21 protein-coding genes are annotated in these 25,655 nt (G+C 61.3%); 10 read left to right on the top strand and 11 right to left on the bottom strand.

From position 1 onward, the window contains the following. Positions 1–48: 48 nt before the first annotated feature. From QK296_RS10230 to QK296_RS10210, 5 genes are all read right to left on the bottom strand, one after another. A complete protein-coding gene (locus tag QK296_RS10230) occupies positions 49–2,487 on the bottom strand; it encodes a TonB-dependent siderophore receptor (RefSeq protein ID WP_282390884.1) in 2,439 nt (812 codons plus the stop codon). 204 nt (positions 2,488–2,691) lie between these two features. Beyond that, a complete protein-coding gene (locus QK296_RS10225) occupies positions 2,692–3,660 on the bottom strand; it encodes a FecR family protein (protein WP_282390883.1) in 969 nt (322 codons plus the stop codon). After that, complete coding sequence (locus QK296_RS10220) at positions 3,657–4,175, bottom strand: RNA polymerase sigma factor (protein WP_003194824.1); 519 nt, start codon at positions 4,173–4,175, stop codon at positions 3,657–3,659. Before QK296_RS10220 ends, QK296_RS10225 begins: the two co-directional genes overlap by 4 nt. A 154-nt stretch (positions 4,176–4,329) precedes the next feature. Beyond that, complete coding sequence (locus tag QK296_RS10215) at positions 4,330–5,037, bottom strand: 3'-5' exonuclease (protein WP_034133927.1); 708 nt, start codon at positions 5,035–5,037, stop codon at positions 4,330–4,332. Further along, positions 5,034–6,956: a putative nucleotidyltransferase substrate binding domain-containing protein gene (locus QK296_RS10210; RefSeq protein ID WP_169855754.1), complete on the bottom strand. Its 1,923-nt coding sequence runs from the start codon at positions 6,954–6,956 to the stop codon at positions 5,034–5,036. The genes QK296_RS10215 and QK296_RS10210 overlap by 4 nt, the downstream gene beginning before the upstream one ends. A gap of 246 nt (positions 6,957–7,202) precedes the next feature. On the opposite strand from QK296_RS10210, the gene QK296_RS10205 reads away from it, so the two are divergent. Continuing rightward, positions 7,203–7,649 carry a response regulator gene (locus QK296_RS10205; RefSeq protein WP_019817416.1) on the top strand — a complete coding sequence of 149 codons (447 nt, stop codon included), beginning with the start codon at positions 7,203–7,205 and terminating at the stop codon, positions 7,647–7,649. Positions 7,650–7,806: 157 nt separating this feature from the next. Here QK296_RS10205 and QK296_RS10200 read toward each other — a convergent pair whose 3' ends face one another. Continuing rightward, positions 7,807–9,984 (bottom strand): malate synthase G, encoded by a 2,178-nt coding sequence (locus QK296_RS10200; RefSeq protein ID WP_034133926.1) that lies wholly within the window; start codon positions 9,982–9,984, stop codon positions 7,807–7,809. Positions 9,985–10,304: 320 nt separating this feature from the next. Here QK296_RS10200 and QK296_RS10195 point away from each other — a divergent pair, with 320 nt between their 5' ends. Then, positions 10,305–10,817: an ACT domain-containing protein gene (locus QK296_RS10195; protein WP_044271762.1), complete on the top strand. Its 513-nt coding sequence runs from the start codon at positions 10,305–10,307 to the stop codon at positions 10,815–10,817. Positions 10,818–11,039: 222 nt separating this feature from the next. Here the strand turns inward: QK296_RS10195 and rarD are convergent, their stop codons facing one another. The 5 genes from rarD to QK296_RS10170 form a co-directional block, all read right to left on the bottom strand. After that, the gene (gene rarD, locus QK296_RS10190; protein ID WP_282390882.1) at positions 11,040–11,924 is read right to left on the bottom strand and encodes an EamA family transporter RarD; all 885 of its coding nucleotides are present in this window, start codon (positions 11,922–11,924) and stop codon (positions 11,040–11,042) included. Positions 11,925–12,131: 207 nt separating this feature from the next. Further along, on the bottom strand, positions 12,132–13,106 hold the full coding sequence (locus tag QK296_RS10185) for a serine/threonine protein kinase (RefSeq protein WP_282390881.1): 975 nt from the start codon (positions 13,104–13,106) through the stop codon (positions 12,132–12,134). Positions 13,107–13,267: 161 nt separating this feature from the next. Then, positions 13,268–15,166 (bottom strand): PhoX family phosphatase, encoded by a 1,899-nt coding sequence (locus QK296_RS10180; protein ID WP_057710288.1) that lies wholly within the window; start codon positions 15,164–15,166, stop codon positions 13,268–13,270. A gap of 79 nt (positions 15,167–15,245) precedes the next feature. Then, complete coding sequence (locus tag QK296_RS10175; RefSeq protein WP_282390880.1) at positions 15,246–16,010, bottom strand: TOBE domain-containing protein; 765 nt, start codon at positions 16,008–16,010, stop codon at positions 15,246–15,248. A gap of 58 nt (positions 16,011–16,068) precedes the next feature. Then, the gene (locus QK296_RS10170) at positions 16,069–16,806 is read right to left on the bottom strand and encodes a ComF family protein (RefSeq protein WP_282390878.1); all 738 of its coding nucleotides are present in this window, start codon (positions 16,804–16,806) and stop codon (positions 16,069–16,071) included. A gap of 92 nt (positions 16,807–16,898) precedes the next feature. Between QK296_RS10170 and bioB the strand changes: the two genes are divergently transcribed. The 8 genes from bioB to QK296_RS10130 all read left to right on the top strand — a co-directional run bounded on the left by bioB (position 16,899) and on the right by QK296_RS10130 (position 25,616). Further along, on the top strand, positions 16,899–17,954 hold the full coding sequence (bioB, locus tag QK296_RS10165; protein WP_014720209.1) for a biotin synthase BioB: 1,056 nt from the start codon (positions 16,899–16,901) through the stop codon (positions 17,952–17,954). 146 nt (positions 17,955–18,100) lie between these two features. Then, positions 18,101–19,282, top strand: coding sequence for an 8-amino-7-oxononanoate synthase (gene bioF, locus QK296_RS10160; protein ID WP_120247547.1), 1,182 nt, complete (start codon positions 18,101–18,103; stop codon positions 19,280–19,282). Continuing rightward, positions 19,275–20,006 (top strand): alpha/beta fold hydrolase, encoded by a 732-nt coding sequence (locus QK296_RS10155; protein WP_003194797.1) that lies wholly within the window; start codon positions 19,275–19,277, stop codon positions 20,004–20,006. Before bioF ends, QK296_RS10155 begins: the two co-directional genes overlap by 8 nt. After that, positions 19,999–20,811, top strand: coding sequence for a malonyl-ACP O-methyltransferase BioC (bioC, locus tag QK296_RS10150; protein WP_034133920.1), 813 nt, complete (start codon positions 19,999–20,001; stop codon positions 20,809–20,811). The genes QK296_RS10155 and bioC overlap by 8 nt, the downstream gene beginning before the upstream one ends. Next, positions 20,808–21,488, top strand: a complete 681-nt coding sequence (gene bioD, locus QK296_RS10145) for a dethiobiotin synthase (protein WP_034133919.1) — start codon at positions 20,808–20,810, stop codon at positions 21,486–21,488. Before bioC ends, bioD begins: the two co-directional genes overlap by 4 nt. A 107-nt stretch (positions 21,489–21,595) precedes the next feature. Continuing rightward, the gene (locus QK296_RS10140; protein WP_020302162.1) at positions 21,596–21,877 is read left to right on the top strand and encodes a hypothetical protein; all 282 of its coding nucleotides are present in this window, start codon (positions 21,596–21,598) and stop codon (positions 21,875–21,877) included. A gap of 325 nt (positions 21,878–22,202) precedes the next feature. Continuing rightward, positions 22,203–24,008, top strand: a complete 1,806-nt coding sequence (locus QK296_RS10135) for a phenylacyl-CoA dehydrogenase (RefSeq protein ID WP_003194790.1) — start codon at positions 22,203–22,205, stop codon at positions 24,006–24,008. A 318-nt stretch (positions 24,009–24,326) separates the two neighbouring features. Continuing rightward, positions 24,327–25,616 carry a GGDEF domain-containing protein gene (locus QK296_RS10130; protein ID WP_034133917.1) on the top strand — a complete coding sequence of 430 codons (1,290 nt, stop codon included), beginning with the start codon at positions 24,327–24,329 and terminating at the stop codon, positions 25,614–25,616. Positions 25,617–25,655: the final 39 nt, after the last annotated feature.

The raw sequence follows: 25,655 nt of genomic DNA, 5'->3' as shown, positions 1-25,655 counted from the left end.
AAAAGGGCCGCGGTTCAGGCGGCCCTTTATCAGCGGTTTTTCACCGTCTTAGAATTTGTAGTTCACGCTGGCTACTACGTTACGTTGGTCGCCGTAGTAGCAGTAGAAACCATCGCAGGTGGACAGATAGTCCTTGTTGAAGATGTTCTTGGCGTCGACGGCCACCGTTACACCCTTCATGGCATTGCTTACACGGCCAAGGTCGTAATGCACCGAGGCGTCGTAGACGGTGTAGGACCCTACGTGGCCGAGTTCGGTGTTGGCAGCGTTGCCGTAAGTGTCACCGACATACCGTACGCCCGCACCTACACCGAAACCGTCCAGCGGACCGCTGCGCCAGGTGTAGTCAGCCCATCCTGTGGCTTGATTGCGAGGCAACTGGTTCAGACGATTTCCTTTTTCAGCGGCTGCGCCTTGGGTGATTTCGCTATCGTTATAGGTGTAGGAGCCCACCAGCTTTAGGCTTTCAGTAACGTCTGCGCTTGCTTCAAGTTCCAGGCCGCGAACCCGAACCTCGCCAACTTGGCGCGTGATGCTGCCCTCTGTAACCGAGGTGTTCTGCTGAGTCAGGTCGAACACCGCTGCGGTAAACAAGGCTTTGGTGCCAGGTGGCTGGTATTTGACACCGACTTCGTATTGCTTGCCCTCAGTTGGTTTGAAAGCCCCAGTGCTGGCTACTTGAGTGCCCGAACCCGCTTGGAATGATTCGGCGTAAGACAAGTATGGAGTAATGCCGTTTTCGAAGACGTAGCTCAGCGCGGCGTTACCGCTGAAATGCTTGTCACGTTGGGTATTGGTGGCGTCGTTCAAGTTGTGGAAGGTGGTGCCTGTGTGTACCCAGTCCTCGCGTCCGCCGAGAGTCAAGCGCCAGTTATCGAGGGCCATTTGGTCTTGAACGTATAGACCGGTCTGCTGGGTTTTTTGGTTGTAGTCGTACATGGTGAAGTACTGGACCTTGGAAAAGTCCTGCCCGTACACCGGTCGATTGAAGTTAATGGTGGGCACACCGCCTGAACCCCATAGCCAGCGTGCATTGCTGTCGGAGCGCTGGTGGTCGAGACCAAGCAATAGGGTATGACTTACAGGACCGGTCTGGAAGTTAGCTTGAAAATTGTTATCGACTGCGAACTGTCCGATGTCCTCATCGACCTTGCCGGCGGAGCGACTTACGTTGCCGTCGGCATCAACTGCAGCTTCCGGGCCATTCGGAAAAAACGCACCCCCGGCGGTAAGGCCCTGGAACGACAAGTCGTTCTTGGTATATCGCAGGTTCTGGCGGAACTGCCAAGTGTCGTTCAAGCGCGTTTCAAACGCGTAGCCCAGTGCGTAGTAAGTGCGGTCATAGAACTCCCAGTCTGGATCGCCTAGGTTCTTATGATGGGAAATCTTGCCGGCTGGCGAGCTTAATTTAGTGCCTTGCAGCGGCAGGAACTGACCGGTGATACCGGTATCGTCGCGAGTAAATTGGGTGAGCAAGGTCAGCTTGGTGTCGTCGTTAATATTCCATGTGAGACTGGGGGCAACGTTGTATCGCTTGTCCGGGATGTGGTCTACCGCCGTATTGCTGTCGCGCACGACGCCACTGATTCGGTAGAGGAACTGGCCTTCGTCGTCGATTTTGCCGGTGCTATCGAAGTTGATCTGCTTGTGGTTGTTGCTGCCTGCCTGCACTTCAATCTCGTTTGAGCTTTCGGCGTCGGGGCGACGGCTAACCATATCCAGCAAGCCGCCGGGTGGCGTTTGCCCGTAGACCGACGAAGCGGGGCCTCGCAGCACGGCGATGCGTTCCAGATTCCAAGTATCGATTTTCGGCGTGGCGTAGTTACCCTTGGGCAAAGGCAGACCATCGAGGAATTGGGTCGGGACAAAACCGCGAACCAGTAACCAATCACTGCGCGAATCGGAGCCATAGCCACTGCTCTGCACGCCAGCGGTGTAGCGCAGGGCGTCATTAAGGTTGAGAACGGAGCGGTCTTCCATTTGCTGGCGAGTAATGACCGTGACGGAACGGGGCAGCTCGGCGATAGGAGTATCAGTCTTTGTGCCCGCCGCTGTGCGAGTAGCGACATAGCCATCCACCGGCCCCCAAGCACTTTCATAGTTACCCTGGGCAATAATGTTGGTCTCGGGCAACGCCACAACCCCTTGCGGAATCGCGGCCAAGGTAAAAGTCCGCGCCGTACTTTGCTCCAACTGCAACCCCGTCCCCCGCAAGGCCTCACGCAACGCGCCCTGCGCATCGAACTGGCCTTTGACCGGCGCCGAGGTCTTGCCGGCGGCGAGTGCGGGGTTGAGGGTCAGCGCCAGGCCGGCCTGGCTGGCGATCTGGTTCAGGGTGGTGGCCAGGGGCGCAGCGGGCAGGTTATAGGCGCGCACGCTGGAGGCTTGTTCGGCGGCGATCAGCGGGGTGCTGGCGAGCGGGGCGCTGAGGGCGATCGCCACGGCTAACAGGCTGGGGCGCAACAAGGTGTCTAGCGTGCGGGACATAAGGGCGGCTCCTGAATGGAAATATTTCTCAATTGCCTAGGTGCCGAGCGAGAATCGAAAAGTGATAGGGGTGAGTGAAAATATTTTTCGCAGGTGCGCTTGAGGGCCTCATCGCAGGCAAGCCAGCTCCCACAGTTGATGGTGTTCGCAGTTCAAAATGTGGGAGCTGGCTTGCCTGCGATAGCAATCGCCCAGGCACAGGACCTAAGGCTTACCCTTGACGGTCACCCACCACGGCGTGTGCTGCTCGATCTGCACCGGCAGAGTCGGCAACAGCGCATTCAATGCCAAGGTGGTGTCGTGCAGCGGGAAACTGCCGGTGATGCGCAGGTCGGCCACATTCTTATCCACACCCAGGTAGCCGGTGCGATAGCGCGCCAACTCCGCGATCACATCCCCCAGCCGGGCGTTGTCGACCACCAGCATGCCGCGGGTCCAAGCATCGGTGGCCGGGGTGACGGCCAGCAGCGGGCCAAGGCCGTCGCTGCGCATCAGCACCTGCTGGCCCGCCTTGAACACCTGTTCCTGGTGCAACGCCTCGGGCTGGGCGGCCACGGCTGACTGCAACACACTCAGGCGCGTGGCGTCGTCTTCGCGTTTGACGATAAACCGAGTGCCCAGCGCCCGCAGGCTGCCGTCGCGGGTTTGCACGTAGAACGGGCGTGAATCGTTGTGGCCGGTTTCGATGAGGATTTCGCCTGCCTGCAACACGATCAAGCGGCGTGTTTCGTCGAAGCGCACATCAATGGCGCTATGGGTGTTGAGGTTGACCCGCGTGCCGTCCTCCAGTTTCAGCATGCGTTGCTCACCCGTGGCGGTGCGTTGGTCGGCCAGCCAATAGTGGATAGGTACGTAACGCTCACCGGCAAACAGCGCCAGGCCCCACACCAGCACTATACTGGCCAGGCCCCGGCCCAGTTTGCGCACGCGTTGGCGGATGCCGTGGCGCGATTGCAGCAACGCCGCCCGGGCCGGGCCCGAGGCCACGCTGAAACGCTGGTCGAGCATGCCCAACTGGCGCCAGGCGCGCGCATGTTCCTCATCGCTGGCCAGCCACTTGCTGAACTCTTCCTGTTCCACCGCGTTGCCGTTGCCCGAGTCGAGGGACAGTTGCCAGGCAATCGCGGCATCCAGCACGCGCGACGACACCGGTTTGGAACCGATGGCGGTCACGACGGCTCGCCATACAGTGCGATGTAGCACTGGCGAATGCCCTGGGCCAGGTATTGGCGCACGCGGGGCACTGACACGCCCAGGCGCTGGGCGATTTCGGCGTGGCCCAGGCCGTCGAGGCGGTTATAGAGGAACGCGGCGCGGGCCTTGCTAGACAATTTGCCGAGCAGGCGGTCGATGGCCTTGAGGTCTTCGAGGATCAGTTGCTGGGCTTCCGGCGAAGGCTGTTCGCTTTCCGGGATCAGCATCAATTCGGTGAGGTAGGCCTGCTCCAAAGCTGCACGACGGAAGTAGTCGAACAGCAAACCCTTGGCGATCGCCACCAGGAACGCCCGCGGTTCGCGGGGCTCGCGCAACTCATCACGGCCCAGCAGGCGCATGAAGGTGTCCTGGCTCAGGTCTTCGGCACGGCTCGGGCACGCCACGTTACGTCGCAGCCAAGCCAACAGCCAGCCACGGTGGTCGCGATATAACGCACCAACAAGCTCACTGCGTGGGGTCTGGACCGACGACAAGGCATCACCGAATAAACAAGAGGTTTAAACTAACGAGAATTATTCGCGATTGTCGCAGAGGCGTGGAGTGGGCGCAATTGGCGTCTGTCGGGAGATCGTTCCCACGCTCTGCGTGGGAATGCATCCTGCGATGCTCCGCGTCGGGCGCGAAGCGTTAAAGGGAAGGCGCTTGTTGGCGCCGTTTCCATTGGGCCAAACGCGCTTGCAGCGCCTGGGGCGTGTCGATCTGTTGCTGTCGCGCACGGCTGAACAGGATCAGCATCAGCTCCGCTGTCGCCAGCGCATCGGCGCTGGCGTGATGGCGTTCGCCGGCCTGTAGCCTGAAGTGGTTGAGCCAGTCATCCAGCCCGGCCTCGCGAATGTGCGCCTCGGGGCACAACAGCGGGGCCAGGTCAGCCACATCCAGGAATGGGTGGGCCAGGCGATACCCCAGGCTGTCCTTGAGCGCCCGGCACAGCATGTGTTGATCAAACGGCGCATGAAAGGCCAGCAGTGGACTGTCGCCCACGAACGCCATGAAATCCAGCAACGCCTCGGCCGGGTCGCTGCCGGCGGCGATTGCACTGGGCCCCAGCCCATGGATCAGCACACTGGGGCTGAGCTTGGTGTCGGTGCGCTGCAGGGTGCGTTCGAACAGTTGGGAGAAATCCACCGCACCGTCCTCGATGACCACGGCGCCGATGGACAGCACCTGGTCGCGGTGCAGGTTCAGGCCGCTGGTTTCCAGGTCGACCACCACCCAGCGCTGGCTGCGCAATGGGCCATCGCCCAGTTCGGCGGGCGTGGGTAACTGCTCCAGGCGCTGCTGCTGCGCGGTGCTGAGCCCAGGCTTTTTGGCGCGCAGCCAGCCAAACAAACTCACAGTTGATACCGCAAGCTCAGGCTGCTTTGCAGGCGTTGGGCCTGGCGCAGAGACTCACGCAGGATGCGCCTGTCCAGGTGGTTGAGGCTGTCGGGGTCGACGCGGTTGGAATAGGGCAGGTTCTCGCGGGTCTGCAATTGATGCTGCTGCATGCGGGTCTGCTGGATAAAGTGGTAGGCCTCTTCATAGGCGGCGCCATCCAGGGGTTCGATCACGGCCTTGTCCACCAATTGGCGCAGGCGTTCCAGGGTGTTGTTGGCGTGGATGCCATTGGCCAGGGCCAACAGGCGCGCGCCGTCTACAAAGGGCGTGAGGCCCTGCACCTTGAGGTCGAGGGTGGCTTTTTCGCCATTTTTGCGGGTCAGCACGAACTCGCGGAAACGCCCCACCGGCGGGCGTCGCAGCAGCGCATTTTCGGCCAGCATCCGCTGGAACAAGCGGTTATCCGCCACCTGGTCGAGAATGCCCTGGCGCAGTTGCTCGCAACCGCGCTCGTCGCCCCACACCACGCGCAAGTCAAAATAGATGCTTGAGCCCAGCAGGTTTTCTGGCGTCGCCTCACGAATGAACGCGCCGAAGCGCCGCGCCCACTCCACGCGAGACAAGCACAGCTCGGGGTTGCCGGCCATGATATTGCCCTTACATAGGCTGAAGCCGCACAGCGCCAGGCTTTGGTTGATGTGCTGCGCCAGGGGCAACAAGCGGCCACGAAAGTCGGCGGCTTCGACGGCGTCCTTGGCCTCGAACAGGATGCCGTTGTCCTGGTCGGTGTACAGCGTTTGTTCGCGGCGGCCTTCGCTGCCAAAACACAGCCAACTGAAAGGCACGCCGGGGTCGCCTTTTTCCGCGAGGGTCAGCTCGATCACCCGGCACACGGTGTGGTCGTTGAGCAGCGTAATGATGTGGGTGATCTGGGTGGATGAGGCGCCATGGGCGAGCATGCGCTCCACCAACTGGCCGATTTCACCGCGAATCGCCACCAGGTTTTCCACCCGGGGTGCATTGCGGATGGTGCGGGCCAGGTGCACCAGGTCCACACGCTGCAAGGAGAACAAGTCACGCTCGGAGACCACGCCACACAGGCGCTGGTCTTGCACCAGGCACACGTGGGCGATATGCCGCTCGGTCATGGCGATGGCCGCATCGAAAGCGCTGTGTTCCGGGCTCAAGTAAAACGGTGCCTGGGTCATGTGCCCGGCAATGCTCTGGCTGAAGTCGCTGGTGCCATCGGCGACCACCTGGCGCAGATCTCGCAGGGTGAAGATGCCCAGGGGCGCCTTGTGTTCGTTGACGATCACAATGCTGCCGACCTGCTGTTCGTGCATCAAAGTCACTGCTTCGCGCAACGGCGTGTGCGAGCTGCAGGTGACCGGGTGGCGCATGGCCAATTCACCCAGGCGGGTATTCAAGGAGTATTGGGTGCCGAGGGTTTCCACGGCTTTTTGCTGTACCTGCTGGTTGACCTGGTCGAGCAGGCTGCTGACCCCGCGCAAGGCGAAATCACGAAACGGGCTGGACAGCGCGAACAGCTTGATAAAGGCCGGCTTGTTCAGTTGCAGGCAAAAGGTGTCTTCAGCGGCTTTGTGTTCTGTGCGGGTCGCGCGTTCACCCAGCAAGGCGGCGAGGGGGAAGCATTCGCCGGTGGCGATTTCAAAGGTGGTGTCCGCCGAGTCTGGGCGCTCGCCCACGACCCGCCCCTGTTTGACGATATAAAAATGCTCGACCGGGCCGCCCGACGGTTTGAGGATGCTGTCGCCAGGGCCGTAGAAACGCAGCTGGCACTGTTCCACCAGGAAGGCCAGGTGCGCCTGCTCCATCTGATTGAACGGCGGGAAGCGTTGCAGGAATTGCAGGGTGCCGTGGATGTTCTGCAACACCGCGGTTTTACCCGCCTGTGCGAATGCATCAGCTTTACTCATAACAGTGACCGCAGTGTTTTTGTCGTTATCGTGCTGCATGGTCGACTCCTGCGCGGTGGGTGCCCATTGGACGTAAGTCTAGGTCGAGGAATACCGCGCAAAACTAGGGAAAAACCTTACATGACAATCGTCCAAAACCCGTAGAAAGCCCACTAGGCAAACTTTCCGACGAAGTGCACATTGTTCGCCCTTCCGCAGATGTCTGACGAGTGTGCTGGGAGATTGATGAGAACTGCTGAGAAACGTATGTCCGACCACGATATTTTGAGTGATGCCGAGCGCGAGGCGCTGAGCGCCGTGATGCTGGAGCCCGACTTACCCCCCCAACGCGTATTGATCGTGGACGACGACAAGGACGCGCGTGAACTGTTGGCGGAAATCCTTGGGCTCGACGGTATTCGCTGCATGACTGCCGAAAGTGGCGAGGCTGCGTGGGATTTGTTGAAGACGAGCAGTTCCATCGGTTTGCTGATCACCGACCTGCGCATGGCGCCCAGCAATGGCCTGGAATTGATCCGCCAGGTGCGTGAGTCCACCCGTGCGGCGTTGCCGATCATCATCATGTCTGGAGACGCGGAAGCGCCGGATGTGATTGATGCGATGCATTTGAGCGTGGTGGATTTCTTGCTCAAGCCGATTGATAGCGTGAAGTTGGCGAAGTTGGTGAAGCGGGAGTTGGGGATGGTGCCCTGAGTGTGGGGTGACTGGCCTGGCCTCTTCGCGGGCAAGCCCGGCTCCCACATTTGAAATGCATTCCCCTGTGGGAGCTGGCTTGAACTGCGATTCAGGCAACGCGGTCTAACTGACACTGATAAAAAAGCCCTGATCTTTCGATCAGGGCTTTTTTCATTTACAGGCCGTTCTTGGCCTTGAACTCCCGACGCCTGCGGTGCAACACAGGCTCGGTATAGCCGTTAGGCTGCTTGGTCCCTTCAATCACCAACTCCACCGCTGCCTGGAACGCGATATTGCTGTCGAAATCCGGAGCCAATGGGCGGTACAACGCATCCCCGGCATTCTGGCGGTCTACCACGGGCGCCATGCGCTTGAGGCTTTCCATCACTTGAGTTTCGTTGACGATGCCGTGGCGCAGCCAGTTGGCGATGTGCTGGCTGGAAATACGCAGGGTGGCGCGGTCTTCCATCAGCCCGACATCATTGATGTCCGGCACCTTGGAGCAGCCCACACCCTGGTCGATCCAGCGCACTACATAGCCGAGGATGCCCTGGGCGTTGTTGTCCAGTTCGTTGCGGATCTCTTCTTCGGACCAATCGGTGTTGCTGGCCAAAGGAATGGTGAGGATATCGTCCACCGAGGCGCGCTCGCGCTTGGCCAGTTCGGCCTGGCGGGCAAACACATCGACCTTGTGATAGTGCAAAGCATGCAAGGCCGCGGCGGTTGGCGAAGGTACCCAGGCGGTGTTGGCGCCGGCCAGTGGGTGAGCGATTTTCTGCTCGAGCATCGCCGCCATCAGGTCGGGCATGGCCCACATGCCTTTACCGATCTGTGCACGACCTTGCAGGCCGGTGCTCAGGCCGATATCGACGTTCCAGTTCTCATAGGCGCCGATCCATTTTTCCGCCTTCATGGCCGCCTTGCGCACCATCGCGCCGGCTTCCATGGAGGTGTGGATTTCATCGCCAGTGCGGTCGAGGAAACCGGTGTTGATAAACACCACACGCTCGCTGGCCGCCTTGATACAGGCCTTGAGGTTGACCGTGGTGCGGCGCTCCTCGTCCATGATCCCGACTTTGAGGGTGTTGCGCGCCAGGTTCAGCACCTCTTCGATGCGACCGAACAGTTCGTTGGTGAACGCGGCTTCTTCCGGGCCGTGCATCTTCGGTTTCACGATGTACACCGAACCGGTGCGGCTGTTCTTGCGTGTGTTGTTGCCGTTGAGGCTGTGGATCGCCGCCAGGCTGGTGATCAGGCCGTCGAGGATGCCTTCGGGCACTTCGTTGCCGTCTTTATCCAGGATCGCGTCGATGGTCATCAAGTGGCCAACGTTGCGCACGAACAACAGCGAACGGCCGTGCAGGGTCACGTCGCTGCCATCCACGCCGGTGTAGACGCGGTCAGGGTTCATGGTGCGGGTGAAGGTCTGGCCGCCCTTGGCCACTTCTTCGGCCAGGTCGCCCTTCATCAGGCCGAGCCAGTTGCGGTAGATCACCACTTTGTCATCGGCGTCCACGGCGGCGACGGAGTCTTCGCAGTCCATGATGGTGGTCAGCGCGGCTTCCATCAGCACGTCTTTGACGCCGGCAGCGTCGGTCTGGCCGACTGGGGTGCTGGCGTCGATCTGGATCTCGAAGTGCAGGCCATTGTGCTTGAGCAGGATCGCAATCGGCTCGGCCGCAGGGCCCTGGAAACCGATCAACTGGGCATCGTCACGCAGGCCGCTGTTGCTGCCGCCTTTGAGGCTGACGATCAGCTTGCCATCGACGATCTTGTAGCCGGTGGAATCGACGTGGCTGCCGGCGCTGAGCGGTGCGGCTTCGTCGAGGAAGGCGCGGGCGAAGGCAATCACCTTGTCGCCACGCACTTTGTTATAGCCCTTGCCCTTCTCGGCGCCGTTGGCTTCGCTGATGGCGTCGGTGCCATACAGCGCGTCGTACAGCGAGCCCCAGCGCGCATTCGAGGCATTCAGGGCGAAACGGGCATTCATCACCGGCACGACCAGCTGTGGGCCGGCCATGCGTGCGATCTCATCATCGACGTTTTGGGTCGAGGCCTGGAAGTCTGCGGCTTCTGGCAGCAGGTAGCCGATGTCTTGCAGGAACGCTTTGTAGGCCACCGGGTCATGGGCCTGGCCTGCGTGGGTCTGGTGCCAGGTATCGATCCGCGCCTGGAAGTCGTCGCGTTTGGCGAGTAGGGCTTTGTTCTTCGGGGCCAGGTCATGGATGACCTTGTCGGCACCGGCCCAGAACTGGTCGGCAGTGATGCCGGTACCGGGAATGGCTTCGTTGTTCACGAAGTCGAACAGGACTTTGGCGACCTGCAGGCCACCGACTTGAACGTGTTCAGTCATTGCTTGCCTCACTCTGCGGAGCTTATGCGCTTTTTCAGATTTTCATTATGTAGTGCACGGTTGGGCATACTACATGATGACTTGCGGTTGTGAAAATTAGACTAAATACGTCGTTTAGCGACCCACTTTGGTCGTACGGTCACAGCGGAGAACCGGATGTTCTCAAAAAACTATGAGATTGTTCCAGATAAATATAAAAATGGTACACGATTTGTCTGTGGGAGCTGGCTTGCCTGCGACGGCCGTTGACGATCACGCATACGTTCTGGATAAACGCGGCATGTCTATAATCGAGGATCAACCAACCGAGGGACTGCGCCATGGACCATCTTGTACTCACTATTATCGCCGCCGACAAACCCGGCCTGGTTGAACGCATCGCGCAGAACATTGCCAGCCATGGTGGTAACTGGCTGGAAAGCCGCATGGCGCACATGGCCGGGCAGTTTGCCGGGATTCTGCGGGTCAGTGTGCCGAGCGAGCAGCGCCAGGCATTGGTGGGATCGTTGGAGGATTTATCCACCCACGGCATTCGCGTGTTGGTGGGTGAGGGCAGCAGCGGCCAGGCATCGGCGTCCAAGCCGATCCTGATGACCCTGGTGGGCAATGATCGCTCGGGCATCGTGCGCGAGATCACCGCGCTGTTGAGCCAGCAGGGTGTCAACCTGGAACGCCTGAGCACCGATGTGCGCCCGGCGCCCATGAGCGGTGATCCGCTGTTCAACGCCGAGGCGTTGTTGCAAGTGCCGGCCACGCTGTCGTTGGAAACCTTGCAAGAGGCTTTGGAAACCTTGGCCGATGACTTGATGGTGGAGTTACGTCAGGAGGAGTAACGATCCACAGGGTTATGCATCGAAATCTTGCATGGGCCTGTGGATAACCTGTAGAGACCCGATGCCAGGCCACGCCCGCCGGGCATCTGCGCAAGTTGAGCAAAAAACGAGCAGTTTCAAGGGCTTGTGCACAAATGGCGGGGATCAGGTTGTGGATAACCTTGGGGTGGAACGCTGCAAGCCACGAATGCTGTGGCTTGCAGAGGGTTGTACGTTATTTGATCAGCGTTTGCGCACGGTCAGCCAGGCATCCAGGCTGTACACCACCAACCCGGCCCAGATAAAGGCGAAGGCGATCAACGTGCTCGGCGCCAAGTGTTCACCGAACAGCAGCACGGCTTCGAGCAATACCAGCGTCGGCGCCACATACTGCAAAAAGCCCAGGGCGGTGTAGGGCAAATGCCGTGCGGCGGCGTTGAAGCACACCAGGGGAATCAGCGTCACCGGGCCTGCGGCCACCAGCCACCAGGCCTCGGAGGTGCTCCAGAACGCCAGTTGCGCGCTGTGGGCGGTCCGGTTGAACAGCAACCAGGCGACGGCAATCGGTACCAGCATCCAGGTTTCCACCACCAGCCCTGGCAGCGCCTTGACCGGTGCCTGCTTGCGGATCAAACCGTAGAAGCCAAACGTCAGCGCCAGTGCCAACGACACCCACGGCAGGCTACCGACCTGCCACACCTGCTGCGCCACACCCGCCGCAGCCAACCCGACAGCCACCCACTGCAAACGACGCAGGCGCTCGCCGAGGATCAGCATGCCCAGCAGCACATTCACCAGCGGGTTGATGTAATAACCCAGGCTGGCTTCAAGCATGCGCCCGGTGTTCACCGACCACACATAGGTCAGCCAGTTAGCGGCAATCAACGAACCACTGAGGGCCAGGATCGCCAGACGCTTGGGGTTGTCGCGCAGCTCGCGAAACCAGCCGGGATGTTTCCACACCATCAGCAACAGCCCACCGAACAGCGCCGACCACAACACGCGGTGCACGATGATCTCGGCGGCGGGCACGCTGGCGATGGCTTTGAAGTAGAGCGGGAACAGACCCCAGATGACATAGGCGCTCAGGCCCAGGATGTACCCCTTGCGAGGGTTGGCGGCTTGCATTGCAGAATCCTTGCTTAGGCAGCTAACAAAGCGCAATTGTAAGGATATTTGTCAGACAACGCTCGTTCCCACGCTCTGCGTGGTAACGCCGCCTTGGACGCTCTGCGTCTGCTCTTAAATCGTGACGCGGAGCGTCACAGGATGCGCGCCCACGCAGAGCGTGGGGGCGAGCATGGACAGCCAGCTCCCACAGGAGGCAGGGCCAGGTCAGAAGAGCTTCAGCGGTTCTTCATTGAGCGCCGACAGTTGCTCGCGCAACGCCAGCACCTGGTCGCCCCAATACCGTTCGCTGCCAAACCACGGAAAGCTATGGGGGAATGCGGGATCGTCCCAGCGTCGCGCCAGCCAGGCACTGTAGTGCATCAGGCGCAGGGCGCGCAGTGGTTCGATCAGCGCCAGTTCGCGGGGGTCGAAGTCGTGGAATTCCTGGTAGCCGTCCATCAGTTCCGAGAGCTGGCCGAGGCATTCCTGGCGGTCGCCAGCCAGCATCATCCACAGGTCTTGCACCGCCGGGCCCATGCGGCAGTCATCCAGGTCGACGATATGGAACATCTCGTCGCGGCACATCATGTTGCCGGGGTGGCAGTCACCGTGCATGCGGATGTTCTTGTGCGGCGTGGCCTTGTAAACCTCTTCCACACGCTTGAGCAGGTCGCGGGCCACGGACTCGTAGGCCGGCAACAGGCTTTTGGGAATGAAGTTGCCTTCAAGCAAGGTGGTGAGGGAGTCGTGACCGAAGTTCTTCACCCCCAGGGCTTCGCGGTGTTCGAACGGGCGGGTGGAGCCCACCGCGTGCAAACGCCCGAGCAGTTGCCCAAGTCGGTAAAGCTGATCGAGGTTGCCCGGCTCTGGTGCGCGGCCGCCACGGCGGGGAAACAGGGTGAAGCGGAAACCTGCGTGTTCGAACAGGCTCTGACCGTTGTGGACCAACGGGGCGACCACCGGTACATCGCACTCGGCCAGTTCGAAGGTGAAGCGGTGTTCTTCCAGGATCGCCTCGTTGGTCCAGCGCTGGGGGCGATAGAACTTGGCGATCAGCGGTTCGGCGTCTTCGATGCCCACTTGGTACACACGGTTTTCGTAGCTGTTGAGCGCTAGAACTCGCGCGTCGCTGAGAAAACCGATGCTTTCGACGGCGTCGAGCACCAGGTCTGGGGTGAGTGTTTCAAACGGGTGGGCCATGCGAACTCCTGCGCGCAGCAGGGCGCCGCGTCCGGCCGGGTATGGTAACAGCATAGATAGGCGGTGGCTGTGCGGACGCCTTCGCAGGCAAGCCAGCTCCCACACTGGCATGTATTTACACATCGAGATGTGGGAGCTGGCTTGCCTGCGATAGCGGCCTATCAGGCGCCTACGATCCCGCCGTCATCCCGTCGAATCGCCATCACCGAGGAGCGCGGCTTGCCGTTGGGCAGGTGTTCCGGCCAGGTCGAACCACCGGTTTCCCCTGGGTGCTGAATGCCCACGAACAGCGTCTTCTGGTCCGGCGAAAAACTGATCCCCGTCACTTCACACGCCACCGGCCCCACCATGAAACGACGGATTTCACCGGTGCTCGGGTCGGCACACAGCATCTGGTTATTGCCCATGCCCGCAAAGTCGCCGGCGTTGCTGTAGTCGCCATCGGTGAGGATCCACAGGCGCCCGGCTTTGTCGAAGCCCAGGCCGTCGGGGCTGTTGAACATGTTTTGCGGGTTGATGTTGGACGAGCCGCCCTTGGGGTTGCCGGCATGTACGCCGGGGTTGCCGGCCACTACGAACAAGTCCCAGGTGAAGTCCGTGGCACCGTGGTTATCGGCGTCGGCTTTCCAGCGCAGGATCTGGCCGTAGACGTTTTTCTCCCGTGGGTTGGGGCCGCCTACGGGCTGGCCCTCTTCGCCGCGCTTGGCGTTGTTGGTCAGGGTGCAGTAGACCTGGCCGTCGGTGGGGCTGACCACGATCCATTCCGGGCGGTCCATGCGTGTGGCTTTCACCACGCTGGCGGCCAGGCGCGCGTGAATCAGCACCTCGGCCTGGTTGGCGAACCCGCTGCTGGCGTCGATGCCGTTTTTGCCATGGGTGAGTTCAACCCACTGGCCTTTGCCCTTGGGGTGGTCGGCGTTGCCGTCGCCCGCGTCGAAGATCGCCACGTACAAGGTGCCGTGGTCGAGCAGGTCTTTGTTGGCCTTGGGGTTGTTGTGGTTGATCTGGTCGCGGCTGACGAACTTGTAGATGAATTCACCACGCTCATCGTCGCCCATGTACACCACGGCGCGGCCGTCACGGGTTTCGGCGAGGGCTGCGTTCTCGTGCTTGAAGCGGCCCAGGGCCGTGCGCTTGACCGGGGTGGATTGCGGATCGAACGGGTCGATTTCCACCACCCAGCCATGGCGATTGAGTTCGTTGGGGTTCTTGGCCATGTCAAAGCGCGGGTCGTGCTGATGCCAGTTGATGTCCTTGCTGGCGGCCACCACGCCGTAGCGCTTCTGCCCGGCGTCGAAGGTTTGCTGCGGGTTGCTGCTGCCAAAGCAATCGGTGAAGTTTTCTTCGCAGGTCAGGTAAGTGCCCCACGGCGTCTTGCCGTTAGCGCAGTTCTGGAACGTGCCGAGGACTTTTTTGCCGGTCTTGTCGGCGCTGGTTTTCAGCCAATCATGGCCGGCAGCAGGGCCGCTCAAGCGGAGCGGTGAATTGCCGTGGATGCGCCGGTTGTAGCGCGAGTCCTGGACGAACTGCCAGGTGTCACCCTGGCGGCGTACTTCGATCACCGACACGCCTTCGCTGGCCAGGGCTTTGCGCACGTCTTCGGCCGATTGCGGCGCGCCGCCGTGGGCGTAGAGGTAGCGGTAGTTGGTGTATTCGTTGTTGATCGCCATCAGCGCGCGGTTGTCGTCGCCGGAGAATGGAAACAGGCTCATGCCGTCGTTGTTGTCGCCGAACTGTTGTTCCTGGGCCTTGGCGGTGCCATGGCCGGACGGGTCGAAAGCCGGGGCGTGCTTGTGCAGGGGCTGGCCCCAACTGATCAGCACCGAAGCGCTGTAGCCCGGTGGCAGGGTGATGGTATCGCTGGTGGCAGCGGCAATGCTGGTGAACCCGAGCAGCGGGCTGGCGGAAGCGGCATTCACCGCCAGCGCGCTACGGCTCAACAGGTTGCCGCCAAGGAACATCGCGGCGCCGCAGAGGGCGCCTGCGCCGATAAAGCGACGGCGGGTCAGGCCCACCATCTGTTCAAGGTCGGTGGCTTGGTTTTCTTCTAATAGGCTCATCACAGGCTCCTTAAGGTTTTTGCAGACACCTTAAGCAGCGCTTGTGACCGAATTGTTGCAGCTTGAAGACGCGGGCCCGTTACACCGGGGTGCCGAGCAATACATGGCTGGGTGCAAACTGCACGCGGATCGGCTGGCCCTGCGCTGCGTCGATGGCCTTGAGTGCGACGGGCTGCGCCAGCGCGCACAACACTTGGCCGTTGGGCAGGGTGATACGTACCTCGCTGGGGCCGTCTTCGGCGGCGCGAATGGTCTCGATACTGCCTTCCAGGCAATTGTGTCCAAGTGTTTCGGTTTGCCCCTCCGCCAGTAATTCCAGCCATCCGGCCTTGATCAGCGCGACCACTTCCACGCCGGTCTGCAGTTCCAGGCGCAGGGTGCTGTCGTGTGTAATCTGCGCGTCGAGGTGCAGGCCTCCGGCCAGTTGCAGGCGGATCATGTCGTTGTGGCCATGGCTCTCTATGGCGCTGACCTGGCCGTGCAATTGGTTGCGCGCGCTGGTGCGCAGCATCAAGCGGCCCAGCAGGTTGAAGTCGCTGGCCGCTTCGTCCGAGCCAAGGATTTCGGCCTGAAGCAGTTGCAGGCGCTGATAGAGGCGCAGGACCCGTTCGCCTTCCTGAGTCAGTTTGGCGCCGCCACCGCCCCTGCCACCGACGCTGCGTTGCACCAGCGGTTTTTGCGCCAGGTTGTTCAGCTCATCAATGGCGTCCCAGGCGGCCTTGTAACTCAACCCGGCACTCTTGGCCGCACGGGTGATGGAACCTTGCTCAGCGATATGCCCCAGCAAGGCAATGCGCTGGGGGCGGCGGATGATGTGTTGGTTGAGAGGGCTGGGCACAGACATGGCAGATACGCTTGGGTGAGATGCGCCGACGTTGCCGCGCTGGCGCAGGGGAGTCAAGTCAGCTGCCGGGCTTGGGCGTACGGGCCAGGCAATACACGTCCACCTGGCGTGCGCCGGCATTTATCAACAAGCGCGCCAAGCCGTGGGCGGTGGCGCCGGTGGTGAGGACGTCGTCTACCAGCGCCACATGTTGCCCGGCAACCCGGATGCCGGGGGCCAGTGCGAAGGCGTTGAGCAGGTTGCGTTTGCGGGTCTTGGCATCGAGGTCTTGCTGCGCCACGGTTTCATGGGGGCGCAACAGCGCGTGTTCATCAATGGGAATGTCGAGGGCGTGACTGAGCCAGCGGGCCAGCATCAACGCTTGATTAAAGCCGCGTTCGCGCAGGCGTTTACGCGCCATGGGCACCGGCAGCAGGCAGTTGGGGCGCTCCAGTTCGGCGTTATCGAAGCGATGTTGCAAGTGCTGCCCCAGCAGGCGCGTCAACAGGTGCCCCAGCGGCCAACGCGCCTGATGCTTGAAGCGGCTGATCAGGGTATCCACTGGAAAGCTGTAGGTCCATGGCGCGATCACTTGGTGAAAGGCCGGAGGCTGTTTTTGGCACTGGCCGCAGATCAACCCATCCATGGGCAAGGGCAGTGCGCAACGCTCGCATTGTTCCATCAGCCATGGCAATTCTGTTTCGCAGGCGCTGCACACGGCCTCGGCTGATTCAGTGCTCTCATCGCAAATCAGGCAGAGTTGTATGCTTTTTAACCAGATGTAAACTTGATGTTTGTACTCAGGTTGACAGTGCATGAATCTTCCTTAAATATGCCGAGCATCCGTGTCGTGCCTGTGGGTATTGCCCTTCCCACAGCGCTTGCCAAAGCATAATCAAGGAATCGCCCATGAGCGCCAGCACCTCTGCCACCCTGCGTCACGATTGGTCTTTAGCTGAAGTCAAAGCCTTGTTCGTGCAGCCCTTCAACGACCTGTTGTTCCAGGCGCAGACCGTGCACCGCGCGCATTTCGACGCCAACCGCGTGCAGGTCTCGACCCTGCTGTCGATCAAGACCGGCGCCTGCCCGGAAGATTGCAAATATTGTCCGCAGTCGGGCCACTACAACACTGGCCTGGAAAAAGAGAAGTTGATGGAGGTGCAGAAGGTCCTCGAAGAGGCCGCGCGCGCCAAGGCCATCGGTTCGACGCGTTTCTGCATGGGCGCGGCGTGGAAGCATCCATCGGCCAAAGATATGCCCTATGTGCTGGAAATGGTCAAAGGCGTGAAGGCCATGGGCCTGGAAACCTGCATGACCCTTGGTCGCCTCGACCAGGACCAGACCGAAGCCCTGGCCCAGGCCGGCCTGGACTACTACAACCACAACCTCGATACGTCGCCGGAGTTTTACGGCTCGATCATCACCACCCGCACCTACAGCGAGCGCCTGCAAACCCTGGCGTACGTGCGTGATTCGGGGATGAAGATCTGCTCGGGCGGCATCCTCGGCATGGGCGAATCTCTCGATGACCGTGCCAACTTGCTGATCCAACTGGCTAACCTGCCGGAGCATCCGGAATCGGTGCCGATCAACATGCTGGTGAAGGTAGCGGGTACGCCGTTGGAAAACGCCGATGACATCGACCCCTTCGATTTCATCCGCATGCTGGCGGTGGCGCGCATCCTGATGCCGCAGTCCCACGTGCGCCTGTCGGCCGGCCGCGAAGCCATGAATGAGCAGATGCAGGCCCTGGCGTTTTTTGCCGGCGCCAACTCGATCTTCTACGGCGACAAACTGCTGACCACCGCCAACCCCCAGGCTGACAAGGACATGCAATTGTTCGCACGCCTGGGCATCCTGCCCGAAGCCCGTGAAGAGCATGCCGACGAAGTGCACCAGGCGGCGATCGAGCAGGCGTTGGTGGAGCAAAAGAGCAGCGAGCAGTTCTACAACGCTGTGGTGTAACCACCTTTGGAATGCATTCCAGTGTAGGAGCTGGCTTGCCTGCGATGACGGCGGCACTTTCAGCGTAGAAGTGTCAGAAGGACCGCTATCGCAGGCAAGCCAGCTCCCACATTGGACGCAGTTGAACCTGTTGAATCGAGGCCAGCATGTCATTCGATCTCGCCGCGCGCCTCGCTGCCCGCCGTGCCGACCATCTTTACCGCCAGCGCCCCTTGCTGCAGAGCCCCCAAGGCCCGCAGGTGGTGGTGGACGGGCAACCGTTGTTGGCGTTCTGCAATAACGATTACCTGGGCCTTGCCAATCACCCGCAAGTGATCGAAGCCTGGCGCGCCGGTGCGTCCCGCTGGGGCGTGGGCGGTGGCGCTTCGCATTTAGTGGTGGGCCACGCCACACCGCACCATGAGCTGGAAGAAGCCCTGGCTGACTTGACCGGTCGCCCGCGTGCCTTGCTGTTCACCACCGGCTACATGGCCAACCTCGGCGCGGTCACGGCGCTGGTGGGGCAGGGCGATACGGTACTGGAAGACCGGCTTAACCACGCGTCTTTGCTGGATGCCGGCTTACTGTCCGGTGCGCGTTTCAACCGCTACCTGCATAACGACGCGGGTAGCCTGGCCAAGCGCCTGGAGAAAGCCACCGGCAATACCTTGGTGGTCACCGACGGTGTGTTCAGCATGGACGGCGACCTTGCCGACCTGCCCGCGCTGGCCCGTGAAACCCGGGCCAAAGGGGCCTGGCTGATGGTGGATGACGCCCATGGCTTCGGCCCGCTGGGCGCCAATGGCGGCGGTATCGTCGAGCATTTCGGCTTGAGCCAGGACGACGTGCCCGTGCTGGTTGGCACCTTGGGCAAAGCGTTCGGCACTGCGGGGGCTTTTGTGGCCGGCAGTGAAGACTTGATCGAAAGCCTGATCCAATTCGCCCGTCCGTATATCTACACCACCAGCCAACCGCCGGCACTGGCCTGCGCCACCCTCAAAAGCCTGGAACTGCTGCGCAGCGAACATTGGCGACGCGAGCACCTCAACGCGTTGATCCGCCAGTTTCGTCATGGCGCGCAGCAGATAGGCCTGGCGTTGATGGACAGTTTTACGCCGATCCAGCCGATCCTGGTGGGTGACAGCGCCCGGGCACTGCGCCTGTCGCAGATGCTGCGCGAGCGCGGCCTGATGGTGACCGCCATTCGCCCACCGACGGTGCCCGCCGGCAGTGCCCGTCTGCGGGTGACATTGACGGCAGCCCACAGCGAAGCGCAGGTGCAGCTACTGTTAGAAGGGTTGCAAGCGTGTTTTCGCTTATTAGGCGACTCGGAGTCTGGCCATGCGTAATCGACTGATCCTGCTACCGGGCTGGGGCCTGGGTGTGTCACCGCTGGAACCGTTGGCCGCTGCGTTGCATGGCCTGAACGAGCACTTGCAGGTACAGATCGAACCCTTGCCGGCGCTTGAGGCCAGCGAACTCGGTGAATGGCTCGACGAACTCGATGCGACGCTGCCGGACAATGCCTGGCTCGGGGGCTGGTCGCTGGGCGGCATGCTCGCGTCCGAGTTGGCGGCACGCCGTGGCGAGCGGTGCTGCGGTTTGCTGACCCTGGCGAGCAACCCGTGTTTCGTCGCCCATGACGGCTGGCCTCACGGGATGCCTGCCGAAACCTTCGATGCATTTTTGGCCGGCTGCCACGCCGATTCCCAAGTCACGCTCAAGCGTTTTGGCCTGTTGTGTGCCAAGGGGGCCGAAGACCCACGCGGCTTGTCGCGCTTATTGGTCAGCGGTGCGCCGAATACTTCCTCCAGCGTCTTGATGCCCGGCCTGGAACTGCTGGCCCAACTGGATACGCGGGCGGCCTTGCAGGCTTTTCGCGGCCCTCAGTTGCACCTGTTTGCCGGCCTGGATGAGCTGGTGCCTGCCGAAGCCGCCAGCGACCTGCTGGCCTTGCTCCCCGATGTAGAAATCGGCCTGATTGAACAGGCCGGTCACGCGTTTCTTCTGGAAGACCCTCACGGAGTAGCCGGGGCTATCCAGGCTTTTTTGCATGAGTGTGTTGATGACTGACCTATCCCACCCGCCCTTGCCTGGGGGCTTGCCGGACAAGCGCCAGGTTGCGGCCTCGTTCTCCCGTGCGGCGGCCAGTTACGACAGCGTGGCCGAGTTGCAGCGTGCGGTCGGGCATGAACTGCTCAGCCGCTTGCCGCACGGCCTGGTGCCCCAGCGTTGGCTGGACATGGGCTGTGGCACGGGTTACTTCAGCCGCGTATTGGGCGAGCGTTTGCCCGGTAGCCAGGGTGTGGCGTTGGATATTGCCGAGGGCATGCTCAACCACGCGCGTCCACGGGGTGGCGCTGCGCACTTTATAGCCGGCGATGCAGAACGCTTGCCGCTTGCAGCTGACAGCTTCGAGCTGTTCTTCTCCAGTCTCGCGGTGCAGTGGTGTGCCCATTTTGATGCGGTGCTCAGTGAAGCCAGGCGTGTGCTGCGACCAGGTGGCGTGCTGGCCTTTGCCAGCCTGTGCGTAGGCACCCTGGATGAGCTGCGCGAGAGTTGGCGGGCGGCGGATGGCCTGGTCCACGTCAATCGCTTCCGCACCTTCGAGGCTTATCAGCAACTGTGTGCGGCCAGTGGTTTGCGCGTGATCAGCCTGGAGCGACAGCCCCATGTGTTGCATTACCCGGATGTGCGTAGCCTGACCCATGAGCTCAAGGCATTGGGCGCCCACAACCTCAACCCAGGCCGCCCGGGAGGGTTGACGGGCCGTGCGCGGATTGTCGCGTTGGTAGAGGCCTACGAGCAGTTCCGCCAGGCCCAGGGCCTGCCCGCCACGTACCAGGTGGTGTATGCCGTACTGGAGAAACCGTTATGAGCGCCGCGTACTTCATCACCGGTACAGACACCGATGTTGGCAAAACCACCATCGCCGCTGGCCTGTTGCATGCCGCCAGGCTCGCCGGCAAAAGCACGGCTGCCGGAAAACCGGTGGCGTCGGGCTGCCAACTGACGGCCCAGGGCCTGCGCAATGCCGATGCGTTGGCGTTGCTGGCCGAGTGTTCCGTGCCGCTCAGTTATGCCGAGGTCAACCCGGTGGCCTTCGAGCCAGCTATCGCGCCGCATCTGGCGGCGCGCGAGGCGGGCGTCGGGCTCACGGTGCAATCGCTGCTCAAACCGATGCAGCAGGTCCTGGCACGGGGCGCGGACTTCACCTTGATCGAAGGGGCAGGCGGTTGGCGCGTGCCCTTGGCCGACCAGGCCAACCTGTCGGACCTGGCCATGGCGCTCAAGCTGCCGGTGATCCTGGTGGTGGGCGTGCGCCTGGGGTGCATCAGCCACGCGTTGCTCACCGCCGAAGCCATCGCACGGGATGGCTTGCCGCTGGCGGGCTGGGTGGCAAATATCATCGACCCCAAGACCTCTCGTCTGGAAGAAAACCTCGCCACCCTGGCTGAGCGCCTGCCCGCGCCTTGCCTGGGGCGAGTGCCGAAACTCAAACATGCCGGGGCCGCCGCCGTGGCCGAGTACCTGGAGCTGGACCTGCTTGACTGATTTTGGCTATCGATAAGGCAATATGCCATTAGTGTTTTTGACGGGCCTTTTGCCAGGATGTCTGGTTCAATCGGGCTTCACGATTTTCTCAAAGGCAGGCTTACGCCATGGACATCTCCGGAAGCAGCGCGTTTTATTCGGGGCTGAGCACCATTCAGACCGGGCAGAACCGCGTCGACCAGGCGGCCGGCAAGATTGCCAGCGCCGCGACCACCCAGCCATCGGCCGCGCAAAGCGACCGTCTGCAAGCCAATGACCGCGCCCAAGCGTCCAACTCGGCGAGCAACATGGTGGAAATGGCCCAGGGCAAGTTTCAAGTCGAACTGGGGGCGAAAGTCGCCAAGGCTTCGGATGAAATGCTCGGTACCTTGATCGATACCTACGCTTAACTTATCTATCGCACGCCCGCTCCTCTCTGTGGGAGCTGGCTTGCCTGCGATAGCATCAACGCTACTGCCTGATACACCCTGGCGCCTGCATCGCAGGCAAGCCCGCTCCCACAGTCGTTCTGCGACATTCTGCTCGTCCTTAAATCCATGAGGCATCCCGCCGCAGGCCTCGCCGTGCCTGACGCTGACCCGCGTCAAGACAAACGGCATCTGGCCGACGCTTGACAACCCTGGGTCGTAAACGTATGTTTCAAACACCTGTTTGACCGCCATAACAAATCCACGCGGTTGTTCATCCCAGATACATCAGCAGAGGTTTATCGCTATGCCTGACTACAAGGCCCCCTTGCGTGATATTCGCTTCGTTCGTGACGAACTGCTCGGTTATGAAGCGCACTATCAGAGCCTGCCGGCTTGCCAGGACGCTACTCCGGACATGGTCGACGCCATCCTCGAAGAAGGCGCCAAGTTCTGTGAGCAAGTACTGGCACCGTTGAACCGCGTGGGCGACATCGAAGGGTGTACCTGGAGTGAGTCAGGCGTTAAAACCCCTGCGGGTTTCAAAGAAGCCTACAAACAATTCGTCGAAGGCGGCTGGCCAAGCCTGGCCCACGACGTGGAGCACGGTGGCCAAGGCCTGCCGGAATCCCTGGGCCTGGCCGTGAGCGAAATGGTCGGCGAAGCCAACTGGTCGTGGGGCATGTACCCTGGCCTGTCCCATGGCGCGATGAACACCATTTCCGAGCACGGCACCCCCGAGCAGCAAGACGCTTACCTGACCAAGCTGGTGTCGGGCGAATGGACCGGCACCATGTGCCTGACCGAGCCACACTGCGGCACCGACCTGGGCATGCTGCGCACCAAGGCCGAGCCTCAGGCTGACGGTTCCTACAAAGTCTCCGGTACCAAGATTTTCATCTCGGCCGGCGAACACGACATGGCCGACAACATCGTCCACATCGTACTGGCCCGCCTGCCGGACGCGCCGGCTGGCACCAAAGGTATCTCGCTGTTTATCGTGCCCAAGTTCCTGCCCAACGCCGATGGTTCGGTGGGCGAGCGCAACGCGGTCACCTGTGGTTCCCTGGAACACAAGATGGGCATCCACGGCAACGCCACCTGCGTGATGAACTTCGACGCGGCCACCGGTTTCCTGATCGGCCCGGCGAACAAAGGCCTGAACTGCATGTTCACCTTTATGAACACCGCTCGCCTGGGCACCGCGCTGCAAGGCCTGGCCCACGCCGAGATCGGCTTCCAGGGCGGCTTGAAATATGCGCGTGACCGCCTGCAAATGCGCTCCCTGACCGGCCCGAAAGCACCGGATAAAGCCGCTGACCCGATCATCGTGCACCCTGACGTACGCCGCATGCTGCTGACCATGAAAGCCTTCGCCGAAGGTAACCGTGCAATGGTGTACTTCACCGCCAAGCAAGTAGACATCGTCAAGTACGGCACCGACGACGAAGCCAAGAAGCAGGCCGATGCCCTGTTGGCCTTCATGACCCCGATCGCCAAGGCGTTCATGACCGAAGTCGGGTTTGAATCGGCCAACCACGGCGTGCAGATCTACGGTGGCCACGGCTTTATCGCTGAGTGGGGCATGGAGCAGAACGTGCGCGACAGCCGCATTTCGATGCTGTACGAAGGCACCACCGGCATCCAGGCGCTGGACCTGCTCGGCCGTAAAGTGCTGATGACCCAAGGCGAAGCGCTCAAGGGCTTCACCAAGATCGTGCACAAGTTCTGCCAGGCCAACGAAGGCAACGAAGCGGTTAACGAGTTCGTGGCACCGCTGGCGGCATTGAACAAAGAGTGGGGCGAGTTGACCATGAAGGTCGGTATGGCCGCGATGAAAGACCGTGAAGAAGTCGGTGCTGCTTCGGTGGACTACCTGATGTACTCCGGCTACGCGTGCCTGGCTTATTTCTGGGCCGACATGGCACGCCTGGCTGCCGAGAAACTGGCCGCCGGCACCAGCGAAGAGGCGTTCTACACCGCGAAATTGCAGACTGCGCGCTTCTACTTCCAACGCATCCTGCCGCGTACCCGCACCCACGTGGCAACCATGCTGTCGGGCGCCAACAACCTGATGGACATGAAAGAAGAAGACTTCGGCCTGGCTTACTAAGCCTTACCCGGTTCTTCTAAAAACCGCCGCCTCCTTCGGGAAGCGGCGGTTTTTTTTGCCCTTGTGTAGGAGCGAGCTTGCTCGCGAAGGTCGTTAACGATAACGCGGGCATTCTGGATAAGCGCGGTGCCTATGGGATCTTCGCGAGCAAGCTCGCTCCTACAGAAGGCGCGCATAAAAAACCGCAGTAACGCACTCAGGGATTGCGATGAGCTGCCGTTACAGTGATGGCAATGTGATACATGCCCGGTCAGTTGTGCTTAACTGACCGCTTAGAGGCACAGTGCCATTATTTGTTTGCGGGTCGGAGTTTTACCCTTGTCACGCGTGTCCGCTGTACGTTTCAGCCATTTTCTCCCTTCGCTGCTGCTGTTGCTGGCCGGGCTCTCGGCTGCGTACGTCAAGGACCTCAGCGTCTTCTTCACCTCGCTGTTCAACGTACTGCCCACCCTGGTTCTGCTGCTCGGTGGCGCTTACTGCGCGGTGTATCGACGCCAACGTGAACTGTTCCTGATGGTCACGGTGTACGTCGCCTATTTCCTGCTGGACACCCAGACCGACTTCTACCGCGACAATGGCCGCGTGCGTGAAGACGCTGCGGTGGTGTTCCACCTGTGTTGCCTGCTGTTGCCCTTGCTGTTCAGCATTTATGCGCTGTGGCAGGAAAAAACCCATCTGTTTCGTGACTTCGTCGCCCGCTGCGCGGTGCTGCTGGCGGTGGGCAGTGTGGCGCTGGCCCTGGAGCAGAGTTTTCCCCAGGCCTTGCTGGGCTGGTTGGCGGAGATTCGCTGGCCGATGCTGCACGGCGCGTGGATGAGCCTGATCCAGCTCTCGTACCCGATGTTCCTGATCGGTTTTCTCACCCTGGCCGCCCAATACTGGTACCAGCCGCGCCCGCTGCACGCCGCGCAACTGGTGGGGTTGCTGGGCATGTTCTGGATGTTGCCGCAAACCTTCATCCTGCCGTTCACCCTCAACATCATGTGCAGCCAGGTGATGTTGATGATCGCTGCGGGGGTGGCGCACGAGGCGTATCAGATGGCGTTCCGTGATGAGCTCACCGGCTTGCCGGGGCGACGTGCGCTCAACGAGCGCATGCAGCGGCTGGGGCGTAACTATGTGCTGGCGATGAGCGACGTCGATCACTTCAAGCGTTTCAATGACACCCACGGCCACGACGTCGGCGACCAGGTGCTGCGCCTGGTGGCGAGCAAGCTGTCCAAGGTCAACGGTGGTGGGCGGGCCTACCGTTACGGCGGTGAAGAGTTTGCCGTGGTGTTTGCCGGCAAGACCTTGGATGAGTGCATGCCGCACCTGGAGGAGATCCGCGAGATCATCGCCAGCTACGACATCAAGTTGCGCAACCCGGACCGCCCCCAGGACGACCATCAAGGCCGCCAACGCCGTGCGGGCAGCGGAGCATCCAGTGTGTCGGTGACGGTAAGCATCGGCGTGGCCGAGCGCCAGGCCGAGCAGCGCAGCCCCGACGAGGTGCTCAAATCCGCCGACCAGGCGCTGTACGCCGCCAAGGGGGCGGGGCGTAATTGTGTAGTCGCAGCCGGGCAAACCCGCCGTGGCGCGGTGCGCATGCAAAGCGCTGCCAGTTGAGTAATGGCGCTGTATTCAGCAGCGCTACAGTGATTGTCC

This window comes from Pseudomonas sp. AL10 (assembly GCF_029960685.1).
Classification (GTDB): Bacteria; Pseudomonadota; Gammaproteobacteria; order Pseudomonadales; family Pseudomonadaceae; genus Aquipseudomonas; species Aquipseudomonas lactis.
This window is presented reverse-complemented; position numbering and strand designations above follow the sequence as displayed.

What these genes read in the sequence shown, in the direction of transcription:
- QK296_RS10140 (WP_020302162.1), top strand. Translation starts at nt 21,596, where the DNA reads ATGGACATCTCCGGAAGCAGCGCGTTTTATTCGGGGCTGAGCACCATT.
- QK296_RS10210 (WP_169855754.1), bottom strand. Translation starts at nt 6,956, where the DNA reads ATGAGTAAAGCTGATGCATTCGCACAGGCGGGTAAAACCGCGGTGTTG.
- bioF (WP_120247547.1), top strand. Translation starts at nt 18,101, where the DNA reads ATGTCATTCGATCTCGCCGCGCGCCTCGCTGCCCGCCGTGCCGACCAT.
- QK296_RS10170 (WP_282390878.1), bottom strand. Translation starts at nt 16,806, where the DNA reads ATGCACTGTCAACCTGAGTACAAACATCAAGTTTACATCTGGTTAAAA.
- bioD (WP_034133919.1), top strand. Translation starts at nt 20,808, where the DNA reads ATGAGCGCCGCGTACTTCATCACCGGTACAGACACCGATGTTGGCAAA.
- bioC (WP_034133920.1), top strand. Translation starts at nt 19,999, where the DNA reads ATGACTGACCTATCCCACCCGCCCTTGCCTGGGGGCTTGCCGGACAAG.
- QK296_RS10205 (WP_019817416.1), top strand. Translation starts at nt 7,203, where the DNA reads ATGTCCGACCACGATATTTTGAGTGATGCCGAGCGCGAGGCGCTGAGC.
- QK296_RS10175 (WP_282390880.1), bottom strand. Translation starts at nt 16,010, where the DNA reads ATGTCTGTGCCCAGCCCTCTCAACCAACACATCATCCGCCGCCCCCAG.
- QK296_RS10200 (WP_034133926.1), bottom strand. Translation starts at nt 9,984, where the DNA reads ATGACTGAACACGTTCAAGTCGGTGGCCTGCAGGTCGCCAAAGTCCTG.
- QK296_RS10180 (WP_057710288.1), bottom strand. Translation starts at nt 15,166, where the DNA reads ATGAGCCTATTAGAAGAAAACCAAGCCACCGACCTTGAACAGATGGTG.
- bioB (WP_014720209.1), top strand. Translation starts at nt 16,899, where the DNA reads ATGAGCGCCAGCACCTCTGCCACCCTGCGTCACGATTGGTCTTTAGCT.
- QK296_RS10195 (WP_044271762.1), top strand. Translation starts at nt 10,305, where the DNA reads ATGGACCATCTTGTACTCACTATTATCGCCGCCGACAAACCCGGCCTG.
- QK296_RS10230 (WP_282390884.1), bottom strand. Translation starts at nt 2,487, where the DNA reads ATGTCCCGCACGCTAGACACCTTGTTGCGCCCCAGCCTGTTAGCCGTG.
- QK296_RS10155 (WP_003194797.1), top strand. Translation starts at nt 19,275, where the DNA reads ATGCGTAATCGACTGATCCTGCTACCGGGCTGGGGCCTGGGTGTGTCA.
- QK296_RS10185 (WP_282390881.1), bottom strand. Translation starts at nt 13,106, where the DNA reads ATGGCCCACCCGTTTGAAACACTCACCCCAGACCTGGTGCTCGACGCC.
- QK296_RS10135 (WP_003194790.1), top strand. Translation starts at nt 22,203, where the DNA reads ATGCCTGACTACAAGGCCCCCTTGCGTGATATTCGCTTCGTTCGTGAC.
- rarD (WP_282390882.1), bottom strand. Translation starts at nt 11,924, where the DNA reads ATGCAAGCCGCCAACCCTCGCAAGGGGTACATCCTGGGCCTGAGCGCC.